At 66.8% G+C, this 19,450-nt stretch carries 19 protein-coding genes; 12 read left to right on the top strand and 7 right to left on the bottom strand.

Going from position 1 to position 19,450, the window contains the following annotated elements; genetic code table 11:
- Nucleotides 1–13 precede the first annotated feature (13 nt).
- From B2W22_RS07080 to B2W22_RS07090, 3 genes are read left to right on the top strand one after another with little or no spacing between them, the layout of a single operon-like run.
- On the top strand, nt 14–1,120 hold the full coding sequence (locus B2W22_RS07080; RefSeq protein ID WP_286936853.1) for an efflux RND transporter periplasmic adaptor subunit: 1,107 nt from the start codon (nt 14–16) through the stop codon (nt 1,118–1,120).
- Nucleotides 1,120–4,224: an efflux RND transporter permease subunit gene (locus tag B2W22_RS07085; RefSeq protein WP_286936855.1), complete on the top strand. Its 3,105-nt coding sequence runs from the start codon at nt 1,120–1,122 to the stop codon at nt 4,222–4,224. The genes B2W22_RS07080 and B2W22_RS07085 overlap by 1 nt, the downstream gene beginning before the upstream one ends.
- A 56-nt stretch (nt 4,225–4,280) precedes the next feature.
- Nucleotides 4,281–4,820: a PaaI family thioesterase gene (locus B2W22_RS07090; protein ID WP_286936857.1), complete on the top strand. Its 540-nt coding sequence runs from the start codon at nt 4,281–4,283 to the stop codon at nt 4,818–4,820.
- A 7-nt stretch (nt 4,821–4,827) separates the two neighbouring features.
- Here the strand turns inward: B2W22_RS07090 and B2W22_RS07095 are convergent, their stop codons facing one another.
- Nucleotides 4,828–5,535, bottom strand: a complete 708-nt coding sequence (locus tag B2W22_RS07095) for an acetoacetate decarboxylase family protein (RefSeq protein WP_286936860.1) — start codon at nt 5,533–5,535, stop codon at nt 4,828–4,830.
- Between the two features lie 124 nt (nt 5,536–5,659).
- Here B2W22_RS07095 and B2W22_RS07100 point away from each other — a divergent pair, with 124 nt between their 5' ends.
- The 4 genes from B2W22_RS07100 (at nt 5,660) to B2W22_RS07115 (ending at nt 10,357) form a co-directional block, all read left to right on the top strand.
- Nucleotides 5,660–6,064, top strand: coding sequence for a DUF2946 family protein (locus tag B2W22_RS07100; RefSeq protein ID WP_286936862.1), 405 nt, complete (start codon nt 5,660–5,662; stop codon nt 6,062–6,064).
- Between the two features lie 180 nt (nt 6,065–6,244).
- Nucleotides 6,245–8,356, top strand: coding sequence for a TonB-dependent receptor (locus B2W22_RS07105; RefSeq protein WP_414631942.1), 2,112 nt, complete (start codon nt 6,245–6,247; stop codon nt 8,354–8,356).
- A 13-nt stretch (nt 8,357–8,369) separates the two neighbouring features.
- Complete coding sequence (locus B2W22_RS07110; RefSeq protein WP_286936864.1) at nt 8,370–9,848, top strand: PepSY domain-containing protein; 1,479 nt, start codon at nt 8,370–8,372, stop codon at nt 9,846–9,848.
- Between the two features lie 32 nt (nt 9,849–9,880).
- Complete coding sequence (locus B2W22_RS07115; protein ID WP_286936865.1) at nt 9,881–10,357, top strand: hypothetical protein; 477 nt, start codon at nt 9,881–9,883, stop codon at nt 10,355–10,357.
- Nucleotides 10,358–10,404: 47 nt separating this feature from the next.
- On the opposite strand, the gene B2W22_RS07120 is transcribed toward B2W22_RS07115, so the two are convergent.
- The 4 genes from B2W22_RS07120 to B2W22_RS07135 all read right to left on the bottom strand — a co-directional run bounded on the left by B2W22_RS07120 (nt 10,405) and on the right by B2W22_RS07135 (nt 12,214).
- Complete coding sequence (locus B2W22_RS07120; protein ID WP_286936867.1) at nt 10,405–10,602, bottom strand: hypothetical protein; 198 nt, start codon at nt 10,600–10,602, stop codon at nt 10,405–10,407.
- Complete coding sequence (locus B2W22_RS07125; protein WP_286936870.1) at nt 10,599–10,859, bottom strand: hypothetical protein; 261 nt, start codon at nt 10,857–10,859, stop codon at nt 10,599–10,601. Before B2W22_RS07125 ends, B2W22_RS07120 begins: the two co-directional genes overlap by 4 nt.
- Nucleotides 10,860–10,943: 84 nt before the next feature.
- Nucleotides 10,944–11,792, bottom strand: a complete 849-nt coding sequence (locus B2W22_RS07130; protein WP_286936872.1) for a c-type cytochrome — start codon at nt 11,790–11,792, stop codon at nt 10,944–10,946.
- Nucleotides 11,789–12,214 carry a c-type cytochrome gene (locus tag B2W22_RS07135; RefSeq protein ID WP_286936874.1) on the bottom strand — a complete coding sequence of 142 codons (426 nt, stop codon included), beginning with the start codon at nt 12,212–12,214 and terminating at the stop codon, nt 11,789–11,791. Before B2W22_RS07135 ends, B2W22_RS07130 begins: the two co-directional genes overlap by 4 nt.
- Before the next feature lie 171 nt (nt 12,215–12,385).
- On the opposite strand from B2W22_RS07135, the gene B2W22_RS07140 reads away from it, so the two are divergent.
- Genes B2W22_RS07140 through B2W22_RS07150 form a run of 3 tightly spaced genes read left to right on the top strand, consistent with a single transcriptional unit; the run spans nt 12,386 to nt 16,224 of the window.
- On the top strand, nt 12,386–13,348 hold the full coding sequence (locus B2W22_RS07140; protein WP_286936876.1) for a cytochrome c oxidase subunit II: 963 nt from the start codon (nt 12,386–12,388) through the stop codon (nt 13,346–13,348).
- Nucleotides 13,345–15,879, top strand: coding sequence for a cbb3-type cytochrome c oxidase subunit I (locus tag B2W22_RS07145; RefSeq protein ID WP_286936878.1), 2,535 nt, complete (start codon nt 13,345–13,347; stop codon nt 15,877–15,879). Before B2W22_RS07140 ends, B2W22_RS07145 begins: the two co-directional genes overlap by 4 nt.
- Nucleotides 15,880–15,882: 3 nt before the next feature.
- Entirely contained in the window at nt 15,883–16,224 is a 342-nt protein-coding gene (locus tag B2W22_RS07150) for a hypothetical protein (RefSeq protein WP_175183617.1), read from the top strand.
- A gap of 21 nt (nt 16,225–16,245) precedes the next feature.
- Here the strand turns inward: B2W22_RS07150 and B2W22_RS07155 are convergent, their stop codons facing one another.
- The gene (locus tag B2W22_RS07155; RefSeq protein ID WP_175121324.1) at nt 16,246–17,199 is read right to left on the bottom strand and encodes a cation diffusion facilitator family transporter; all 954 of its coding nucleotides are present in this window, start codon (nt 17,197–17,199) and stop codon (nt 16,246–16,248) included.
- Between the two features lie 181 nt (nt 17,200–17,380).
- Between B2W22_RS07155 and B2W22_RS07160 the strand changes: the two genes are divergently transcribed.
- Nucleotides 17,381–17,989: an NAD(P)H-dependent oxidoreductase gene (locus tag B2W22_RS07160; protein WP_175183619.1), complete on the top strand. Its 609-nt coding sequence runs from the start codon at nt 17,381–17,383 to the stop codon at nt 17,987–17,989.
- A 23-nt stretch (nt 17,990–18,012) separates the two neighbouring features.
- Nucleotides 18,013–18,624, top strand: a complete 612-nt coding sequence (locus tag B2W22_RS07165) for a TetR/AcrR family transcriptional regulator (protein WP_286936882.1) — start codon at nt 18,013–18,015, stop codon at nt 18,622–18,624.
- Between the two features lie 13 nt (nt 18,625–18,637).
- Here the strand turns inward: B2W22_RS07165 and B2W22_RS07170 are convergent, their stop codons facing one another.
- Complete coding sequence (locus B2W22_RS07170) at nt 18,638–19,450, bottom strand: class I SAM-dependent methyltransferase (protein ID WP_286936884.1); 813 nt, start codon at nt 19,448–19,450, stop codon at nt 18,638–18,640.

The raw sequence follows: 19,450 nt of genomic DNA on the forward strand, positions 1-19,450 counted from the left end.
AGGATGGTCTCCCATGCTTCGGCGTCCGCTTGCCCCATTTGCCCTCTGCCTGTTGCCTGTCGCCCTTGCGGCATGCGGCGATAGCCCCCCGTCAGATCCCCGCGTCGACCCACCGCTTGTCAGAGTCGGCGTGGCGCAAACCGCATCCGCGCCCGCACGCTCCTTTTCGGGGGTGGTGGCGGCGCGCGTTCAAAGCGACCTGGGATTCCGCGTGTCCGGGAAGGTGCTGGAGCGACTGGTCGACACCGGTCAATCGGTGACCCGCGGCCAGCCGCTCATGCGGCTGGATCCGGAAGATCTGGGCCTGCAGGCCCGTGCGCAGATTGAAGCCGTGGCCGCGGCGCGTGCGCGCGCAAAACAGGCGGTCGACGACGATGCCCGCTATCGCGGCCTGGTGGCAGAAGGCGCCGTGTCCGCGTCGGCCTATGCGCAGATCAAGGCCGCGGCCGACACGGCGCGTGCCGACCTGAAGGCGGCCGAAGCGCGGGCCGACGTCGCGAAAAACGCGTCGAGCTATGCGGTGCTGGTGGCGGACGCGGACGGCGTCGTCGTGGACACGCTGGCCGAACCCGGACAGGTCGTTGCCGCCGGGCAATCCGTCGTGCGGCTGGCGCGCGCCGGCCAGCGCGAAGCCATCGTCCACCTTCCCGAAACACTACGGCCATCCGTGGGCTCCGCCGCCCGGGCAATGCTGTACGGGGACCGCCAGTCCCCCGCCCCGGCCACGCTGCGGCAACTGTCGGATGCGGCGGATCGGGTCACGCGGACGTTCGAGGCCAGGTATGTGCTGGAAGGCCCGCTGGCCCGCGCCCCGTTGGGGGCCACCGTCACGATCGACATTCCGCAGTCGCCGGACGGCACGCCCCTGCTGCAGGTGCCGATAGGCGCGGTCTTCGACACCGGCGCCGGCCCGGGCGTCTGGGTGGTGGTGGATGGCGCCCCGGCCCAGGTGGCGCGGCGGCACGTCCAGATCCACGGCCTGAGCGACGATGTAGCGCGTGTCGCCGGCGACCTCAAGGCCGGCGAACGTGTCGTGTCCCTGGGCGCGCATCTGCTGCATGAAGGCGAGCCGGTCAGGCTCGGGGAGCAGAAGGCTGCCGACCTCGTGGGAGCGCGTTGATGAGCGAAGGCCGCTTCAATCTGTCTGCGCTCGCCGTGCGCGAGCGCTCGATCACGCTGTTCCTTATTCTTCTCGTCTCTGTCGCCGGAATCCTCGCGTTCTTCCAATTGGGCCGTGCTGAAGATCCGCCCTTCACCATCAAGCAGATGACCGTCGTCACCGCATGGCCCGGGGCGACCGCACAGGAGATGCAGGACCAGGTCGCCGAACCGCTGGAGAAGCGGCTGCAGGAGTTGCGGTGGTACGACCGGACCGAAACCTTCACGCGGCCCGGCCTGGCATTCACCATGGTGTCGCTGCTGGACAGCACACCGCCCCAGGCGGTGCAGGAAGAGTTCTATCAGGCGCGCAAGAAGCTTGCCGACGAAGCCGGACGTCTGCCTCCCGGCGTAGTCGGGCCCATGGTCAATGACGAGTACGCGGACGTCACGTTTGCCCTGTACGCGCTCAAGGCAAAAGGCGAGCCTCAGCGTCTGCTCGCCCGCGACGCCGAAGCGCTGCGCCAGCAACTGCTGCACGTGCCGGGCGTCAAGAAAGTGAACATCATCGGCGAGCAGCCCGAGCGCATCTTCGTGTCGTTCTCCCATGACCGCCTGGCTACGCTCGGCGTCGATCCACAGGCCATTTTTGCCGCACTCAACGCGCAGAACGTCCTGACGCCTGCCGGGTCGATCGAGACCAAGGGTCCCCGGGTGTTCCTGCGCGTGGACGGCGCGTTCGACAGCCTGGACAAGATTCGCCAGACGCCCATCACCGCCCGGGGACGCACGCTGAAGCTTGCCGACGTGGCGACCGTGGAACGCGGGTATGAAGACCCGGCCACGTTTCTGGTGCGAAATAACGGCGAGCCCGCGCTGCTTTTGGGCGTGGTCATGCGCGACGAATGGAATGGGCTGGATCTGGGCAGCGCGCTCGAGAAGGAGGTCGGCAAGATCAACACCGCATTGCCGCTCGGGATGAGCCTGACCAAGGTCACCGACCAGGCCGTGAACATCAGCGCGGCGGTGGACGAGTTCATGGTCAAGTTCTTCGTCGCACTGCTTGTCGTGATGCTGGTGTGCTTTGTCAGCATGGGGTGGCGCGTCGGGATCGTGGTGGCCGCCGCCGTGCCCCTGACCCTTGCGGCGGTGTTCGTGATCATGGCGGCCTCGGGCAAGAATTTCGACCGCATCACGCTTGGCTCGTTGATCCTGGCGCTCGGCCTGCTGGTGGACGACGCCATCATTGCCATCGAAATGATGGTGGTCAAGATGGAAGAAGGCTACAGCCGGATCGCAGCGTCGGCGTATGCGTGGAGCCACACGGCCGCCCCCATGCTGTCCGGCACGCTCGTCACCGCAGTTGGCTTCATGCCGAACGGTTTCGCGCGTTCCACCGCGGGCGAGTACACCAGCAACATGTTCTGGATCGTCGGCATTGCGCTGATCGCGTCCTGGGTGGTGGCGGTGTTCTTCACGCCGTATCTGGGCGTGAAGATGCTGCCGGACATCAAGAAGGTCGAAGGCGGACACCACGCCATCTACGACACCCGCCACTACAACCGGTTCCGGCGTCTGCTGGGGCACGTCATCGGCCGCAAATGGCTGGTGGCGGGCACGGTGGTCGCCGTCTTTGCGCTGGCCGTGGTTGGCATGGGTCTGGTCAACAAACAGTTCTTTCCCACTTCGGATCGGCCCGAGGTGCTCGTTGAAGTGCAGATGCCGTACGGCACGTCCATTGAACAAACCAGCGAGGCCGCTGCGACAGTCGAAGCGTGGCTGGCCAAGCAGGCGGAAGCCAGGATCGTCACCGCGTACATCGGACAAGGCGCGCCGCGCTTCTTTCTGGCCATGGCGCCCGAGCTGCCGGACCCGTCATTCGCCAAGATCGTCGTGCTGACGGGCAACGACAAGGAACGCGAAGCGCTCAAGTTCCGGCTTCGCCAGGCCATCGCCGACGGCCTGGCGCCGCAGGCGCAGGTCCGCGTCACCCAGATCGTGTTCGGCCCGCCCTCGCCGTTCCCGGTGGCCTATCGCGTCATGGGGCCTGATGCCGGCCAGTTGCGCGCGATTGCCGCGCGCGTCCAGTCGATCATGCACGCCGATCCCATGATGCGCACCGTAAACACCGATTGGGGCGCGCGGGTTCCCGCTCTGCACTTTACGCTGGACCAGGACCGGCTTCAGGCGGTGGGACTGACCTCCAGCTCGGTCGCCCTACAGTTGCAGTTCCTGTTGAGTGGCGTACCCCTCACCAACGTTCGCGAGGACATCCGCTCGGTTGAAGTGGTCGGCCGAGCGGCCGGTGATGTCCGCCTGGATCCAGCCAAGATCGCCGGCCTGACGCTGGTGGGGGCCGACGGCCAACGCGTGCCGCTGTCGCAGGTTGGCACGGTGGATGTGCAAATGGAGGATCCGATCCTGCGGCGCCGTGACCGCACGCCGACCATTACGGTTCGCGGCGACATCGCGGAAGGCCTTCAGCCGCCTGACGTTTCCGCCGCGATCTTCAAGCAACTGCAACCTGTCATCAACGACCTGCCAGCGGGATACCGCATCGAACAGGCCGGCTCCATCGAGGAATCTGAGAAGGCAAGCACTGCCATGCTGCCGCTGTTTCCGATCATGATTGCCATCACCCTGCTGATCATCATCCTGCAGGTGCGATCCATCGCCGCCATGGTGATGGTTTTTGCGACCAGCCCGCTCGGCCTGATCGGTGTTGTGCCGACACTGCTCCTGTTCCAGCAGCCGTTCGGCATCAACGCGCTGGTCGGGCTGATTGCCCTGTCCGGCATCCTGATGCGCAATACGCTGATTCTGATCGGCCAGATCCACCACAACGAACAGGAAGGCCTGGCGCCCTATGACGCGGTGGTCGAGGCGACGGTGCAGCGGGCGCGACCGGTGATTCTGACTGCGCTGGCCGCGATACTGGCTTTCATCCCGTTGACGCACTCGGTGTTCTGGGGAACGCTGGCCTACACCCTGATCGGCGGCACGTTCGCCGGCACGATCATCACGCTGGTCTTCCTGCCCGCCATGTACGCCATCTGGTTCAAGATCCGGCCAGACGTCGCGCAGGACGCTTCCCAACCTGTTGCGGCCCGGGTAACGACGGGTTGATTCACGCCGCCTGCGGCGTGGCACTCGCCCGCCGGGGCTTCACAACGAGGGGTCGTATGTACAGAAATCAACAGACGTGCTGGACGGCCCAGCACCAGGCTGCACTCGCGAGGCTGCGCACGGGCGGGGGCAAGCCCGATATCGCCAGTCCGGATCAGATCGCCGGCATGACAGGCTTGCAGATCCTGCACGCAATGATGGCCGGCGAGCTGCCCTACCCGCCCATGAACGACACCGCGAACATGACGTTGGTGGAAGCGGACTCGGGCTGGGCCGTGTTCCTTGGCATCCCCGAACTGCGGCATTGCAATCCGTTCGGCACCGTCCACGGCGGCTGGTTCTCGACGCTGCTGGATTCGGCATTGGGTTGCGCGATCCAAAGTGCGCTTCCGGAAGGCAGGCGCTACACGACGGTCGAACTCAGTGTCAACATCGTGCGTGCGGCGGCGCCATCCAGTGGCCCGCTTCGCGCCGCCGCCACGCTGATACATAGCGGCAAGCAGATCGCCACGGCGCAGGCGCGGGTGGAGGACGAGAACGGCAAGCTGTATGCGCACGCCACCACCACGTGCGTGGTGTTCGACCGGCGTGCATAGCGCACGGCTACACCCCGAACGACACCGACACCCGTTCCAACCATGCGCTGGCCACCGGTTGACGCCGTGCCAGAAATCCCAGCGGACCCGCTTCGGCCATGCGCCAGTGCGCGATCCCGAAACGCAGCGTTCCTCGCAGCGTGCAGCGCGTGCGGATCAGCCCTGCCGGCCCGTCCTGAACCGTCCAGACCACGAATCGTAGCGGTAACGCAACGCGCAGGCCGGGTCGGAATTGCACGCTGGCGGCGGGCCGGCCTTCCGCGACGAGCGACGCTTGCGCCAACGCGGCCGGCTCGCCTGGTCCGCCCAAGGCGGGCAGCGGCTCGAAATCGCCGATGCGCTTCGGGATGCCCCACAGCTTGCGGCCACCTTCTGCGGCCGCCTCGTCGTCCACCCAGATCGGCCCAACCGTGCACGCGGGCGCCAGCAATCCCGCGTGACGCACCGCCGTCGCAAAGAGCAGCTCGTTGTAGGCGAGCGTGCCGCCCGGCTCGTAAGCGGTCCAGACCGTGGTGCAGATGGCATGGCGTCCCAACGTGACCACACGGGCATCACCGGGCGCCTGCTGCGGCAGATCGGCCAGCGGCACCCGCCATGCACTCAGGAGTGCATGGCCGTGCAGTTTCCAGGGGGCCTGCGGATAAGGAGACGGGAAGCCTGACTGCGTCCTGCCATCCGGCGTGCCGGTCGGGCTGTCGTTCGATGGGGGCATCATCCTGGCGAACTCCTGTCGGGTTTCCAATGCACACACCCGATCGATAGTAAGCGCCCTGCGACCGAACGCCGCATGCGTTTCCATTCGGACAGAATGCGTGAGGTTCTGTAATAGAATCCCGCCCATGTCGACTCATCGGGACTCTGCGTTTCAGCCCCGCGGCCTGCCTTGGCGTTTGCTCGTCTGCCTGGCAATGGCCGCCTTTGTGCTGCGCGCTTTCATCCCGACCGGCTACATGGCGGGGCCGTCCACGACCTCGCTGATGCTGACGCTGTGCGAAGCCGGCGGCACGATGAACGTGACGTTCGACCTGCCGGCCGAGCCGGACGCCAAGCATGGTGCCGCAGATGCCTGCGCCTTCGGCGCCCTCGCCGCGCACGCAATTCTGCCGGACACCGGGCTCGCACCTGTGTTGTCGGCGCGCGCCGCCTACGCCGCGCCCGAGATTCCCGTCCACCGCGCCACGCCGCCGCTGCCGGCTCTTGGGCCGCCGCTAGGGTCACGCGCCCCGCCTTCCCTGTCTTCCTGATCCGCCGCGCGCGCGCCTGACGCCGCGCACGGCAGCGAAGAGCGGGAACCCCGTAGAACAGCTTCATGGCGCCATCGCATCGGCGCTGCCTGCACGGCCATCCCCTCTTCGCCCGCGTTTTGCCGACCGGCCTTCAGGCCGGCGGCAGATTCAGTCGAAGACAAAAGAAGAGGGGTCATCTTGACCATCGTTCGTACGCACGCGTGCCTCGGCACGACGCTGATCCTGGCCGCTTTCAACGCCGCCGCCCAAACCGCTCCCGCCACACTCGCCCCCATCACCGTGGTCGGCGGATCCGAGACGGCGCTGACTACCGAGGCGTCCACCGGCTCCAACCTTGGCCTCACGCCCATGCAGACGCCCGCCAGCGTCGACATCATTTCGCGGGAACAGATCGAGTCCCGCGGCGACGCCAGCGTGATCGAAGCGATTACCCGCGCGCCCGGTTTCTCGGCCGCGCCCCACCCTGGCAACGGCAATAGCGCCCTGTCGGTGCGCGGCTTCACCGACAGCACGTCGGTCATGCGCTTGTACGACGGACTGCGCCAGTATGGCGGCGTCGGCCTGACGTTTCCGTTCGACACCTGGTCGGTCGAGCGCATCGAGGTGCTGCGCGGACCCGCGTCCGTCATCTACGGCGACGGCGCGATCGGCGGCGTCGTCAACGTGATCCCCAAGCGTCCCACCCGCGGGCCGATCCAGAACGAAGTGCAGGCCACGATCGGCACGCAGGATACGGCGCGGCTGGGACTGGGCAGCGGCGGCGCGCTGAGCGACACCTTGTCGTATCGCCTGGATGTCAGCGGCAACTACACGGATGGTTATGTCGACCGCGGCCAGTCGGGCGATGCGACGTTTTCGGGCGCGTTGCGCTGGGACGCCACGCCGGACCTGAACATGACGTTGAGTTACGCCTACGGCTACCAGCGCCCGATGCGGTACTTCGGCACCCCGATGATCAACGGCGAGCAGGATGACGCCGTGCGCAAGCAGAACTACAACGTCGCCGACAGCTTCATGCGCTTTCGCGACCAGTGGACCCAGCTGGACACCGTCTGGACGCCGAACGACGCCACCACCGTGCGGGCACGCCTTTATCACGTGCAGAGCGACCGCGACTGGCGCAACGCCGAGCGCTACGTATACAACCCCGCAACCAGCCTGATCGACCGATCCGACAACACGCAGATCACGCATGACCAGACCCAGACCGGCCTGACCACGAGCGCCGTCTTCAAGGGCACGCTGGCCGGCCTGGACAACACGGTATCGGTGGGCTTCGACGTCAACCACGCCACGTTCAAGCACATCAACAACACCTACACGGGCAGTTCGGGGCCGGTGGATCCGTATGACCCGGATCACGGCCAATACCAGAGCGACGTGCCGTTCATTCCGCGTTACCGCAACAAGGCGGATCAGTTTGCCCTGTTCATGGAAGACCGCCTGGCGCTGACCAGCAAGTGGTCGATCATCGGCGGCCTGCGCTACGACCACGCGAAGGTCACGCGCGACGACCTGGTCACCGATCAGCGCGCCTTGTCCAAGACGTTTTCCGACGTGGGTTGGCGCATCGGCACCGTGTACGACGTGACGCCGGATCTGGCCGTCTACGCGCAGTACGCGCAAGCCGCCGATCCGGTCAGCGGGCTGCTGATGATCAGCCCGTCCAACGCGTCGTTCGACCTGTCGCGCGGCAAGCAGATCGAGGTCGGCCTGAAGCAGAACTTCATGGATGGACGCGGCGAGTGGACGCTGGCGGCGTACGAAATCCGCAAGACCAATCTGCTGTCGCGCGACGCCGACGACCCGAGCCTGCGGGTGCAGGTCGGCGAGCAATCGTCGCGCGGCCTGGAAACGTCGCTGTCGCTGGCGGTTGCGCCCGGCTGGACGATCGACGCCAATGCCACCGTGCTGCGGGCAAAGTACGACGATTTCTCCGAATCGGTGGGCGGGGCGGCCGTCTCGCGCGCGGGCAATGTCCCGCCCAACGTGCCGCAACGCCTGGCGAATCTGTGGCTAAGCTGGAACTTCCAGCCGGGCTGGACCGCGATGGGCGGGATGCGCTACGTGGGCAAGCGCTATGCGGACAGCGCCAACACCATCGAACTGCCGTCCTACACCACGACCGACCTGGCGCTGCGCTGGGACGTGAACAAGGACACCGCCATCACGGCCCGGGGTTTCAACGTTTTTGACCGCGCGTACTTCACCACGGCCTACTACACCAACACGCAATGGATGTATGGGCCGAGCCGCCGGTTCGAACTGACGTTGAACCACCGCTTCTGAGGCGGGCGCGACCATGGACGCCAAGGCGCGCCTGCGCAGGCTGACCTACCTGGCCCATCGCTGGCTGGGGGTTGGCGGCTGCCTGCTGATGCTGGTGTGGTTTCTCAGCGGCATCGTCATGCTGTATGTCGGCTACCCGAAGCTGACGCCCGAAGAGCGGTTTGCCGGCCTGCCTGTGCTGGCTGCAGACGCGTATCTGCCGCTGGACGCAGCGCGGCCAGGCGGCGCGCTTGCCGTCCTGACGTCGGTGCGCGGCGAGCCGACCTACATCGTCCCAACCCCGGACGGCCCGCGCGCCTGGTCCGCGCGCACCGGCCGGCCTGACGGCGTGGTGACAGCGGACATGGGCGTGGCCGCGGCGCACGCGTTCTGGCCTGCGGGCACGGCCCGGTATGCGGGCCTGATCGACGAGGACCGCTGGACGCATTCGCGCGGGCTGGACCGCCATCGCCCCCTGCACAAGGTGAACATGGAGGGCGACGCGCCGGGCACGCTGTATGTGTCTTCGGCGACGGGCGAAGTCGTGCTGGACGCGCCGATCGCGCAACAGCGCTGGAACTACGTCGGCGCGTGGCTGCACTGGCTATACATGGCGCGCGACCGCTCCGTCGATCCGGTGTGGAGCTGGATGGTGATCGCACTGTCGGCCGTCTGCACCGTGGTGGCTGTCAGCGGCACGGTCGTCGGCGTCTGGCGCTGGCGTTTTCGCGGCCGCTACAAGACGGGCGCGCGCACGCCCTACCGTGAGGCCTGGATGCGCTGGCACCACATCATTGGTCTCGCCTTCAGCGCGTTTGTCTGCACGTGGATCTTCAGCGGGCTGATGTCGATGAACCCGGGCGGGCTATTCGCCGGCTCCGATCCGGGACCTGATCGGCAAGCCATGGCGGGCGCGCCAATCGCCGCGCCGATTGCAGACCCGCAGCCGGTATTACAGGCGTTGCACGCCGCGGGCTTTGAACCGGTTCAGCTCGAATGGCGGCGGATGGCAGGCCAGCCGTACGTGCTGGCCCGCGACGCGACGGCCGGCAGCCGCATCGTTCGCCGGGAGGATGGTGCATTGCAGGTGCAGTCGATGTGGCAGCCTGATGCGGTCCTTGACGCCGCGCGCGCCCTGTTTCCCGGCGCGACCGTTCAGGCGACGTTGCTCGATCACTACGACGCCTATTACTACGCACGCCACGCCGAAGCGATGAACGGCGGTGCACCACGGGGCCTGCCAGTCCTGCGAATCGATTTCGACACCCCGGCCGGTGACCGCGTCTACGTGGACCTGCGCACGGGCGAGGTGGCGCTGAGCCTGTCCCGCGCGCAACGGGTCGGGCGCTGGCTCTTTTACTTCCTGCATAGCTGGGACACCCCCGCCCTGCTGAATGCCGGTGCGGGCCGGGACCTGGCGCTTATCCTGCTGAGCCTCGGCGGCCTGGCGGTGTCCGCCACGGGCATCGTGCTGGGCGCGCGGCGGTTGGGCTGGTCGCGCGGGCGCCAGTAGAATTGCGCAATCTTCCGACCGCAACGCACGAGATGACGCTTTCTCCAGAACCCTATTCCCCCCGCCGCATTGCCACGCTGGGCGTGTGGCGCGAGGCAGGTCATTCGATCAAGGCGTACGGCATCCATCGAGACCCGAACGCTGCGGGTCCGATCCTGTCCGATCCCGTCAACGCGTCAGTCCGCGCCGCCGTGCGCGACGTCCTGGACGAACACGCTGGCGGTCCGCGCACCCATGGTCTTGGCTACTGCATTGCGCACGTAGGCGAGGAGGCCGTGTGGCTGCTCGTGGACTGGTGGATCTCCGGCGGCATCGTGTGCCAGCGCATGCTCTCCGCACCGTTGGCCCGGCCGGACGCGTTTGCGCCGGTCAACGCGCCCGCGCTGGCTTGTGTGTGGGAACTGGCCGTGATCGCGCATGAACGCGACGCGTGGGTGCGGCACATGCTTACCGAACGGCCAGACGCGGACGGATATCTGCACGACGTGCTGGCCGCCGGGCGATATTGACGCGGGGCGCGCGGTACGGACGCGGGCCCCACGTTATTGGCGCGGCGTCAATCCGAGTGCGGCTGCGGCGGGGTGTCCATCGAGGCATCTACCTCGGAGACGGTCTCGCCCGGGTAGGCGACGCGGGCGGCTGCCGCGGCGTCGTCGCGCGTCGGATAGGAGCCGGCATCCTCCTGGACGCCCAGCAAGGCGATGCCGCGAAAGCCCCAGTGGCCATCCGCGCGTTGAAAGACTTCAACGATCATTTCTCTTCCTCGTCGCGGTCCGGCGCGGGACGCGTGTCGTTGCTGCCAGGCAGCGTGCCGCTTCGCGCCTCGGCTTCCTCCTGCGCCACGGCCTGATCGAAGCCCGGCTGGTCATGGCTGCGCGCGCGTGGCGGGTGATCAACGTCGGGCACCCGCTCCGGCGTCGTGGCATGGCCGGACGGGCGCAACGCGCCTTTGTTGACGTCGGGCTGGCCGGGAATGGATTCTCGGACGTTGTCGGATTTCGGTTGCGTCATGGAAAAGCTCCGGTGCATCAAGGTGATTGGCAGGCGAGCAAGTGCCGTTCCTGCATGCGGCGCCCCATGACGGGGGCAAACGCTTCACGGCCCCTCGTTCAATGTGCGCAGGAACGCGGCGATATCCCTTGCATCCTGTTCGCTGACGCCCAGGTCGGGCATGGCCGTGCCCGGTTTGACGGCCGGCGGGTTGCGCAACCATCGCTCCATGTTGGCGGGCGTATTTGGCATGACGCCCGCGATGTACGGCCGCTCGCCCATCTGATCCAGCGCCGGGCCCACGTAGTTCCACGCGCCGGGCACGCCCGGGATTGCATGGCACGTCACGCAAAGATACTGTTGCAGCGCATCGCGCCCGGCCCGCGCGTCTCCCACGCGGGCCGCCGGCTGGGCGTTTGCCTGCGGCTTTTCCGCCGGTTGTCCATCATCGCCACGCCGATAATCGTCGGCGGACAGGCCCGGCAACACGCGCAGAAACGCCACCACGTCCCAGATCTCGTCGTCGGTCAGCCGATACTGCCACGCTGGCATGCCGGTCATCTTGATGCCCTGTCGCGTGACCCAGAAAATTTCGGCCGCCGTGCGCGTGCGTGCGGTGGCGACGAGCGCGGCGGGCGCCGGATTCAGCCCCAGCGCGTACGGCTGCGGCGCCACCCCCGGCCCGCCGTGGCACTGGGCGCAGTGGGCGCGGTACAAACGTGAACCGTTCTGGATGCGCTCGGCGGCGTCCAGCTCAGGCGGCACGATATCCGCTGACCGCATCTTCACGGCCCGCGTCAACGCGACATCCAGCAGGTGGTGCACCGGCGTGGTGTGCGGCGACGTCGCCGTCACGTCGTACATGCCGAAATACACCACACCGCCGCCAACCGCGCCTGCGGTGGCGGCAGCGGCAACGAGCGTGAGGGCGGCGGTGCGCTTCCAACGCTTCATGGCGCCCTCGCCTTGCGGTCCGCGCGCTGCATCAGATAGGCGGCAATGTCCTCGGCGTCGGCCTGATGCAGGCCGGTGTCGGGCATGGCCGTACGGGGATTCACGGCAGGGGGATCCATCAGCCAGCGCACCAGATTTTCAGGGGTGTTGGACAACAGACCGGCAACGTACGCCTGCCGCGCCATGTTGCCCAGCGGCGGCCCGACGCGGGACGCCGGACCGCTGACGCCGGGCACGGTATGACACGCGGTGCAGCCGTGCTCGGCAATCAACCGGCGGCCTCGGTCGGGGTCAGCCCGTTCGCGCAATCCGCCCGCCGCGTCCGCAGGAAAGAGCGGCGGCAAGTCTTCCTGACACGCGCCCAGCAGCAACATCGCAGCCAGGGCCGGTAGCAGGCGGTTGGGTCGGGCTAGCCGGCGCAATGCCGTCTCCTGAATCGCGCGGTTTGGCGCAGAACCTGGACTCGCCAGCAACTCCTGTGCCTGCGCTTCGGCTGCGGACGCGGGCACGAAAGATGCTGACGATGCCTCTCGCGGGCCGGCGGCCCGTGGGCCTTGTCGGCCGACGCGCGCCGGGTCATCCACTACAAGAACATGGCGAAAATCCTTCTTATCGTGCTCGCCGCCGCGTTGCCCTTTGCCGCATCGGCTCAACCCAGCGGCGAGGACGCCGCGCGCATCGCCGAGATCGGCTGGGTCCTTTACGTGGGTGCGGCGGCGATCTTCGTCGTAGTGGCCGCGCTGCTGGCGCTCGCGATGTTCGGTCCGGTGACGCTGCGCCGCCGGCTTTCCCGGCCCGGACTCATCGTCGGTGCGGGCATCGCGTTTCCCGTCGTGGCGTTGACCGCCCTGCTCGTCTACGTGCTGACGCCTTCCCCATCGGCGGCCCGGGACGCTGCATCGTTTGCCGCGCGCATCGAAGTCACCGGCAAATTGTGGTGGTGGCGCGTGCGCTATCTGGATGCGTCCGGCGGCGTGATCTTCGAGACTGCCAACGAGATCCGCATCCCCACGGGCAAGCCCGTGCAATTCCTGCTCAAGTCCGACAACGTGATCCACAGCTTCTGGATTCCCGAACTGGGCGGCAAGCTCGACATGATCCCCGGCCGCGTGAACCGGATGCGCACGCTGGCTCGGACCCCGGGCACGTTTCGCGGCCACTGCGCCGAATATTGCGGCGCGCAACACGCGCAGATGCTGTTCGACGTGCAGGCGGTGGACGCCGAGGCCTTCGACGCCTGGGTGCAGGCGCAACGGCAGCCGGCAGCCGCGCCCGACGCCGCGCTGGAACCGGCGGCCGAGCTATTCAATCAGGCCTGTGCGCAATGCCACACGGTGCGCGGAACAGAGGCACGCGGCACGCTGGGACCGGACCTCACCCATGTGGGCAGCCGCCCGTCCCTTGCGGCGGGCATATTGCCGAACAACGTGGGCGCGCTGGGCGGGTGGATCGCCGGCAGCCAGCAGATCAAGCCCGGCAATGGCATGCCGTCCTTTGACCGATGGCCGGGCGAGGACTTGCGCGCCGTGGCCCGCTACCTGGAAGGCCTGAAGTGACGCGCCCGACATCCCCGACCGAGCTTCCCAACGCGTTGCCGCGGCCCGAAGGCGAGCTCGAGCAGCTTGAACGCGCCTGGAAGCGTCCCACGGGATGGCGCGCACTCACGGTCGTGAACAACACGTCCATCGGCCTGCTGTACATCGCCACCGCGCTGCTGTTTTTCATCCTGGCCGGCGTGCTGGGGCTGATGATGCGCACGCAGCTGGCCGCGCCGGACAGCAACCTGATCGGCCACGAACTCTATAACCAGCTCTTCACCATGCACGGCACGGTGATGATGTTCCTCTTCGCAGTGCCGGCCGTCGAAGCCGTGGCCGTGCTGCTGCTGCCCAACATGCTGGGCGCGCGCGACCTGCCGTTTCCACGGTTGTCGGCATACGCTTACTGGGCCTATGCGATCGGCGGGCTGGTGTTCTTCTGCAGCATCTTCGTGGGGTTGGCGCCCGATGGCGGTTGGTTCATGTATCCGCCGCTGACCAGCACCCAATACTCGCCCGCGGTGAACGCCGACCTGTGGCTGCTGGGCATCGGCTTCATTGAGATCTCGGCAATTGCGGGCGCCATCGAGCTGGCCGTCGGCATCCTGCGCACGCGCGCGCCCGGCATGACGCTCGATAAGATCCCCGTGTTCGCCTGGGTAATGCTGGTGTTCTGCGGCATGGTGATCATTGCGTTTCCTGCGGTCATCGTCGCCACGGCCCTGCTTGAGCTGGAGCGCGCCTTCGACATGCCGTTCTTCATTGCGGCGCGCGGCGGCGATCCGCTGCTTTGGCAGCACCTGTTCTGGTTCTTTGGCCACCCGGAGGTCTACATCATCTTCCTGCCCGCCGCCGGCATGGTGTCGATGATGATTCCCGCGATGACCGGCACACCGCTGGTCGGCTATCGCCTGGTGGTGCTGGCGGTCGTGTCCACGGGGTTCCTCAGCTTCGGCCTGTGGGTGCACCACATGTTCGCGACCGGCATTCCGCAGCTGTCGCTCAGCTTCGCGTCGGCCGCCAGCATGGCGGTGTCGGTCCCGACCGCCATCCAGATCTTCGCGTGGATCGCCACCCTTGCCGCCGCCGCCCGGCTGCGCCCGCTCAGGACGCCGACGCTGTTCATCCTGGGATTCTTCTTCGTGTTCGTGATCGGCGGGCTGACGGGTGTAATGGTGGCCGTGATTCCGTTCGACCTGCAGGCGCACGATACCTACTTCGTCGTTGCGCACCTGCATTACGTACTATTCGGCGGGATGGTGTTCCCGCTATTCGCGGCGTTCTACTACTGGACGCCCTTCATCAGCGCGCGGCGGCTGTCGGAACGGCTGGGCCGCTGGGCCTTCTGGCTGATGTTCGTGGGCTTTAACGTCGCGTTCTTTCCGATGCACTTCACCGGGCTGGCCGGCATGCCGCGCCGCGTCTACACCTATGCCGAAAGCCAGGGCCTCGGTCCGCTGAACCTGCTTTCGACCGTGGGCGCCTACCTGATCGCCGCCGGGGTGCTCGTCTTCCTGATCGATCTGGCGCGCAACTTCCGGCCGACCATCGACAACAATGCGGGCAACGTCTGGGACGCCGGCACGCTGGAGTGGCTGCCCAGCGGCAGCTACGGGCTGCGCAGCGTGCCTACGGTCACCAGCCGCGAGCCGTTGTGGGACCAGCCCGGCCTCGCGCGGCAGGTCACCGATGGCCAGCATTACCTGCCCAATTCGCCGGCTGGCCTGCGCACCACACTGGTGACCAGCGCGCTGGACGCCCGGCCCGACTACGTGCTGCCGCTGCCTGGCCCCGCGTGGTCGCCGCTGCTGGCGGCCGTGGGCACTGCGGGATTCTTCCTGCTGCTGACCTTCAAGTTGATGCCGCTGGCGGCCGCCTTTGGTGTGCTGGCCGTCGTCTCGCTGTGGCGCTGGCTGTGGGACGCGGATACCGGGCCGGATTACCCCCCGGTTGAGATCGGCGGCGGCCTGCGGCTGCCCATGATGTGCTCGGGCAGCGCGTCGCATGCGTCGTGGGCGATGGTGCTGCTGCTGATCGTTTGCGCCAGCATCTTCGGCTCGTTGCTGTTCAGCTATCTGTTCCTGTGGACCACGAATCCGCAGGCTTGGCCCTCTGCCCGCGCGCTGCCCTCGGCCGGGTGGCCGATGCTGTCGACCGTCATGCTGTTGACGGCCGGCGCCGTTGCAGCGGCCGCCGGACGGTTGATGACGCAGGACCGGCAAGCCGCGCTGCGTTGGTGCGTCGCAGGCGCGGCGCTGTTGCTGACGGCAGCGCCCGCGCTTGACCTGACCGCGCAATGGCAGGCGGGGCTCCGCCCCCAAACCTCCGCCTACACGGCGGCGACCTACGCCGTCGCGGGCCTGCAGGCGCTCTTTGGCGGAATTTCGGCCGTGATGTCCATCTTTACGGTGGCGCGGTCGCTGGCCGGACGGCTCAGCCCCACGCGCCGCGCGGCGTTCGACACCACCCGGGCGATGTTGTTCTACACCGTGGCGCAGGGGCTGATCGCGCTGGCGCTGCTGCACGCCTTTCCGCGGCTGACGGGGTAAGGCATGCAGACGCGCTTCTCGGTAGAACTGCTGTACCTCATCGCCGGCCCGCTGATCTGGCTGGTGCACTTTCTGTTCATCTACATCGTCAACGCGCTGGCCTGCGCGCGTTCGGCGCTGACCGGCCTGTGGCTTGGACTGCCGGTGTCGTCGTGGATCATCGTGGCCGGTAGCGTGGCCGCACTGGCCGGAATGGCGCTGGCCGCGTGGCGCCAGCATGCGCGGGTGCGGGCGCAGCATGCGCCGCCATTTCATGCCTGGCTTTGTGCCGCGCTGTGCGGGCTGTCGGCCGTGGCCGTCGTCTGGGAAACGCTGCCGGTATTCCTGATGGCGGCGTGTCTTTGAAACCACACACGGCCGCTGACGCTATTCCGCCCATTCCGGGTCACCCGTAAAGACCACCGTCAGCCAGCGATCCGGGCTGTCCGCGCCAAGCGCCTCCCCGATCTCATCACGCAGGCTGTCCCACGCTTCAATGCCGCGCGCCGGCGTGTCGGCCGGCACGATGAAATACAGCTCGATTTCCTGCGACCGGCCGACCTTTGCCACGTACGCGCGGTACGACGCGAAGCCATGGCGCTGCACGAAGGCCTGCGCCACCGAGTCCACGTGCTGTTTCAGGTCTGCCGGCGTGACCAGCAGCATCTCGGACAACGCCTGGCGGATGACCGACAGCGGCAAGGGGATGATCACCGCGCACACCACGGCCAGCACGGCCGGGTCGATGTAGGGCGAAATCCATTCCCAGCGGGTGCCCTGTACGCCAAACCCGATGCAGAACGCCACCAGCAGCGCGGCCGTGATGCTGGCCGACATGATCCAGCCCTTCAGGTCCATGTGCAGGAATGCCGACCGGATCCGCCGGTTCGCGCGCGCCTCGGCCAGCGCGATTGCCACGCAGGCGGTCAGCGTAAGCACGGCGTAGATGAGCGCCAGGCCAAACTCCAGATTGCGCCCGCCTTTCAGCAGACTGCTGATTGCGTTGATGAGGGCGTAGATCGCCACGCCGCTGAGCAATATGCCGTTCAGGGCCAGCACCATGGGTTCCAGATGCCAGAACCCCATCGTGAAGCGCTCTCGCAGCTTGCGCGGCAGTTGCCGGGACGTGGCGTAAGAGGTGATCAGCCGCACGACGACCAGCGACAGCGCGCTCATGCTGGCGTCGACCAGCGAATAGACACCATCGAAGACGATGGAAAACGATCCCGAGGCCACGCCAAAGCCGATACCGATGGCGGCGATGCACAGTGTGACCGCGATGGATATCCGCAACACGCCCTGCTCCGAGCGCAGGTCGAACAATGCCGTTCGTGAGGTCATGCTTCCTCCGTGGGGGACTGATCTGGCGACACGATAACCGTATAGATCCGCGGGCGGTGCATGGCTGGGTTCGACGACACCTATGGGAGCGGAAGATTCTTCTGGCGTTACCTACTAAACGTAGGCTACGATTCGTAGACTACTTTTAGTAGGTTAAATCGTCCGATCAAAGGAATTCGCCATGCATGCGCTCATCGTTGTTGCTCATCCCGACCCGGCGTCCCTGACGCACGCCATCGCCCAACATGTCGCGCAAGGGGTTGCGCAGGCAGGCCCGCGGTCAGGGCCGCCGCATTCTTTCGAGGTGGCGGATCTGGCCGCCGAAGGCTTCGACCCGCGCTTTACCCAGGCCGACGTCGACCTGCACCTGACCCGTTCCAACCCGCCCGCGGACGTGACCGCCGAACACGCGCGCCTGGACCGCGCCGATGCGCTGGTGCTGGTGTACCCCGTTCATTGGTGGTCGTTTCCCGCCTTGATGAAGGGCTGGATCGACCGCGTCTTCACCAATGGCTGGGCCTACGACGCCCCGCCCGACGGCAAGGTCGTCAAACGCCTGCAGCGGCTGCAGGTGCATCTGGTCGCCAGCGGCGGCGCCGATATGCGCACCTATGCCCGGCACGGCTATTTCGGCGCCATGAAGACGCAAATTGATCACGGCATCTTCGGCTACTGCGGCGCGCGCGTGGCAACATCCGATCTGCTGGTCGCGTCCGACGCCGGATACCCCGAAGCGCACCTGACCGCCGCGCAGGCCATCGGCCAGCGGATCTTTGCCCCGCAGTTGTGAGTTTGACCTCGAAGAGACCCTTGATGACGTCCCTATCCGCCCCCTCTCCCCGCCGCCGCTTGTCCAAGGACGCGCGGCAACGCCAGCTCATCGACGTGTCCTGGGCGCTGATCCGCGATGAAGGCACGGACGCGCTGACGCTGGGCCGGCTGGCTGAACAGGCCGGCGTATCCAAGCCGGTCGTCTATGACCACTTCGGCACCCGCAACGGGCTGCTGGCGGCGCTGTATCAGGATTTCGACCAACGCCAGACGGCGATCATCGACGACGCCATCGCCGCCAGCAAACCCACGCTGCACGACAAGGCAGACGTCATCGCCACCCGGTACGTGGAATGCGTGTCGGCGCAGGGGCGTGAAATCCCCGGCGTGTTGGCTGCGTTGAACGGATCGCCGGAACTGGCCGCGGTAAAGACGCAATATCAGCACGCGTTCATCAGGAAATGCCAGGACATCCTGGCGCCGTTCGCCGGCTCCCAAGGCGTTTCCTTGGCCAGTCTGTGGGGCATGCTGGGCGCGGCCGACGCGCTCTCGCAGGCAGCGGTCGCAGGCGAGATCACGCAGCAAGCCGCGCGGGACGAGTTGTTCCGGATCATCGTGAACATGGTGAAACACGGGCACGCCCCGGACAAATAGGGTTTGGACTGCCCTATTTTGTTGCGGTGACCACGTGCGCCTGGATCTTTCCTGTGATCGGACCGGCGCCGTAGCGGTCGGCCAGAGCCTGCGCCGCTCGCTCCGTGGTGGGCATCAGCAGACTCGCGTCGCGCGCTTCGATTTCGTTGCGCAGGGGTGTGCCCTGACAGTAGGCGGTTGCCGCTTCCTGCGCGGATTGCGCACGGCTGACTTCCTCGTGCGTCTCGATTTGCACGTCTTCAAAGCCCGCCCGGCGCAGGTCATCCTGGATTCGCGCCTTGTCGTAGTAACCATGAGGCGTGCGAGCGATGAAGACCGGGGGGTTCTCCGGAAACATCTCGGCGACCGCCTGTGCGACAACGGCGGCAAATTCATTCTCTTGAACGCTGTCCCACACGCTGAAGACAAAGCGCCCGCCGGGCTGCAGGACCCGGCGCGCCTCGGCATAAGCGCCTACTCGGTCAGGAAAAAACATCGCGCCAAACTGGCAGCACACGACGTCAAAGGTTTCGTCCTCGAACGGCAGGTGCATGGCATCCGCCTGCCGCCATTCGATACGGTCGCCGTCTGCCTGGCGGGCGGCTGCGTAATCGAGCATAGGCTGATTGAGGTCGGTGGCCACATAGCGCGTCCCGGCGCCCAGCCGCGGCGCCAGCGCCCGTGTGACCGCGCCGCTGCCCGCCGCCGTTTCCAGCACCGCGCGCGGCGAAAACCCTGCTACCCGCTCCGCCATGCCCGCCGCATAGGGCGCGAAGATCATGGGGACCATCAGGGAGTCGTAAAGCTTCGGAATCGAACCGATGAATGCCTTGTCGAAGTCGGTCAT

This window comes from Achromobacter sp. UBA4530, from assembly GCF_002388205.1.
GTDB lineage: Bacteria > Pseudomonadota > Gammaproteobacteria > Burkholderiales > Burkholderiaceae_B > Achromobacter > Achromobacter animicus.

Bases quoted from the DNA above. Each gene is read 5' to 3' on its own strand.
- B2W22_RS07080 (WP_286936853.1), top strand. From the start codon at position 14: ATGCTTCGGCGTCCGCTTGCCCCATTTGCCCTCTGCCTGTTGCCTGTC.
- B2W22_RS07085 (WP_286936855.1), top strand. From the start codon at position 1,120: ATGAGCGAAGGCCGCTTCAATCTGTCTGCGCTCGCCGTGCGCGAGCGC.
- B2W22_RS07090 (WP_286936857.1), top strand. From the start codon at position 4,281: ATGTACAGAAATCAACAGACGTGCTGGACGGCCCAGCACCAGGCTGCA.
- B2W22_RS07095 (WP_286936860.1), bottom strand. From the start codon at position 5,535: ATGATGCCCCCATCGAACGACAGCCCGACCGGCACGCCGGATGGCAGG.
- B2W22_RS07100 (WP_286936862.1), top strand. From the start codon at position 5,660: ATGTCGACTCATCGGGACTCTGCGTTTCAGCCCCGCGGCCTGCCTTGG.
- B2W22_RS07110 (WP_286936864.1), top strand. From the start codon at position 8,370: ATGGACGCCAAGGCGCGCCTGCGCAGGCTGACCTACCTGGCCCATCGC.
- B2W22_RS07115 (WP_286936865.1), top strand. From the start codon at position 9,881: ATGACGCTTTCTCCAGAACCCTATTCCCCCCGCCGCATTGCCACGCTG.
- B2W22_RS07120 (WP_286936867.1), bottom strand. From the start codon at position 10,602: ATGATCGTTGAAGTCTTTCAACGCGCGGATGGCCACTGGGGCTTTCGC.
- B2W22_RS07125 (WP_286936870.1), bottom strand. From the start codon at position 10,859: ATGACGCAACCGAAATCCGACAACGTCCGAGAATCCATTCCCGGCCAG.
- B2W22_RS07130 (WP_286936872.1), bottom strand. From the start codon at position 11,792: ATGAAGCGTTGGAAGCGCACCGCCGCCCTCACGCTCGTTGCCGCTGCC.
- B2W22_RS07140 (WP_286936876.1), top strand. From the start codon at position 12,386: ATGGCGAAAATCCTTCTTATCGTGCTCGCCGCCGCGTTGCCCTTTGCC.
- B2W22_RS07150 (WP_175183617.1), top strand. From the start codon at position 15,883: ATGCAGACGCGCTTCTCGGTAGAACTGCTGTACCTCATCGCCGGCCCG.
- B2W22_RS07155 (WP_175121324.1), bottom strand. From the start codon at position 17,199: ATGACCTCACGAACGGCATTGTTCGACCTGCGCTCGGAGCAGGGCGTG.
- B2W22_RS07160 (WP_175183619.1), top strand. From the start codon at position 17,381: ATGCATGCGCTCATCGTTGTTGCTCATCCCGACCCGGCGTCCCTGACG.
- B2W22_RS07165 (WP_286936882.1), top strand. From the start codon at position 18,013: ATGACGTCCCTATCCGCCCCCTCTCCCCGCCGCCGCTTGTCCAAGGAC.
- B2W22_RS07170 (WP_286936884.1), bottom strand. From the start codon at position 19,450: ATGACCGACTTCGACAAGGCATTCATCGGTTCGATTCCGAAGCTTTAC.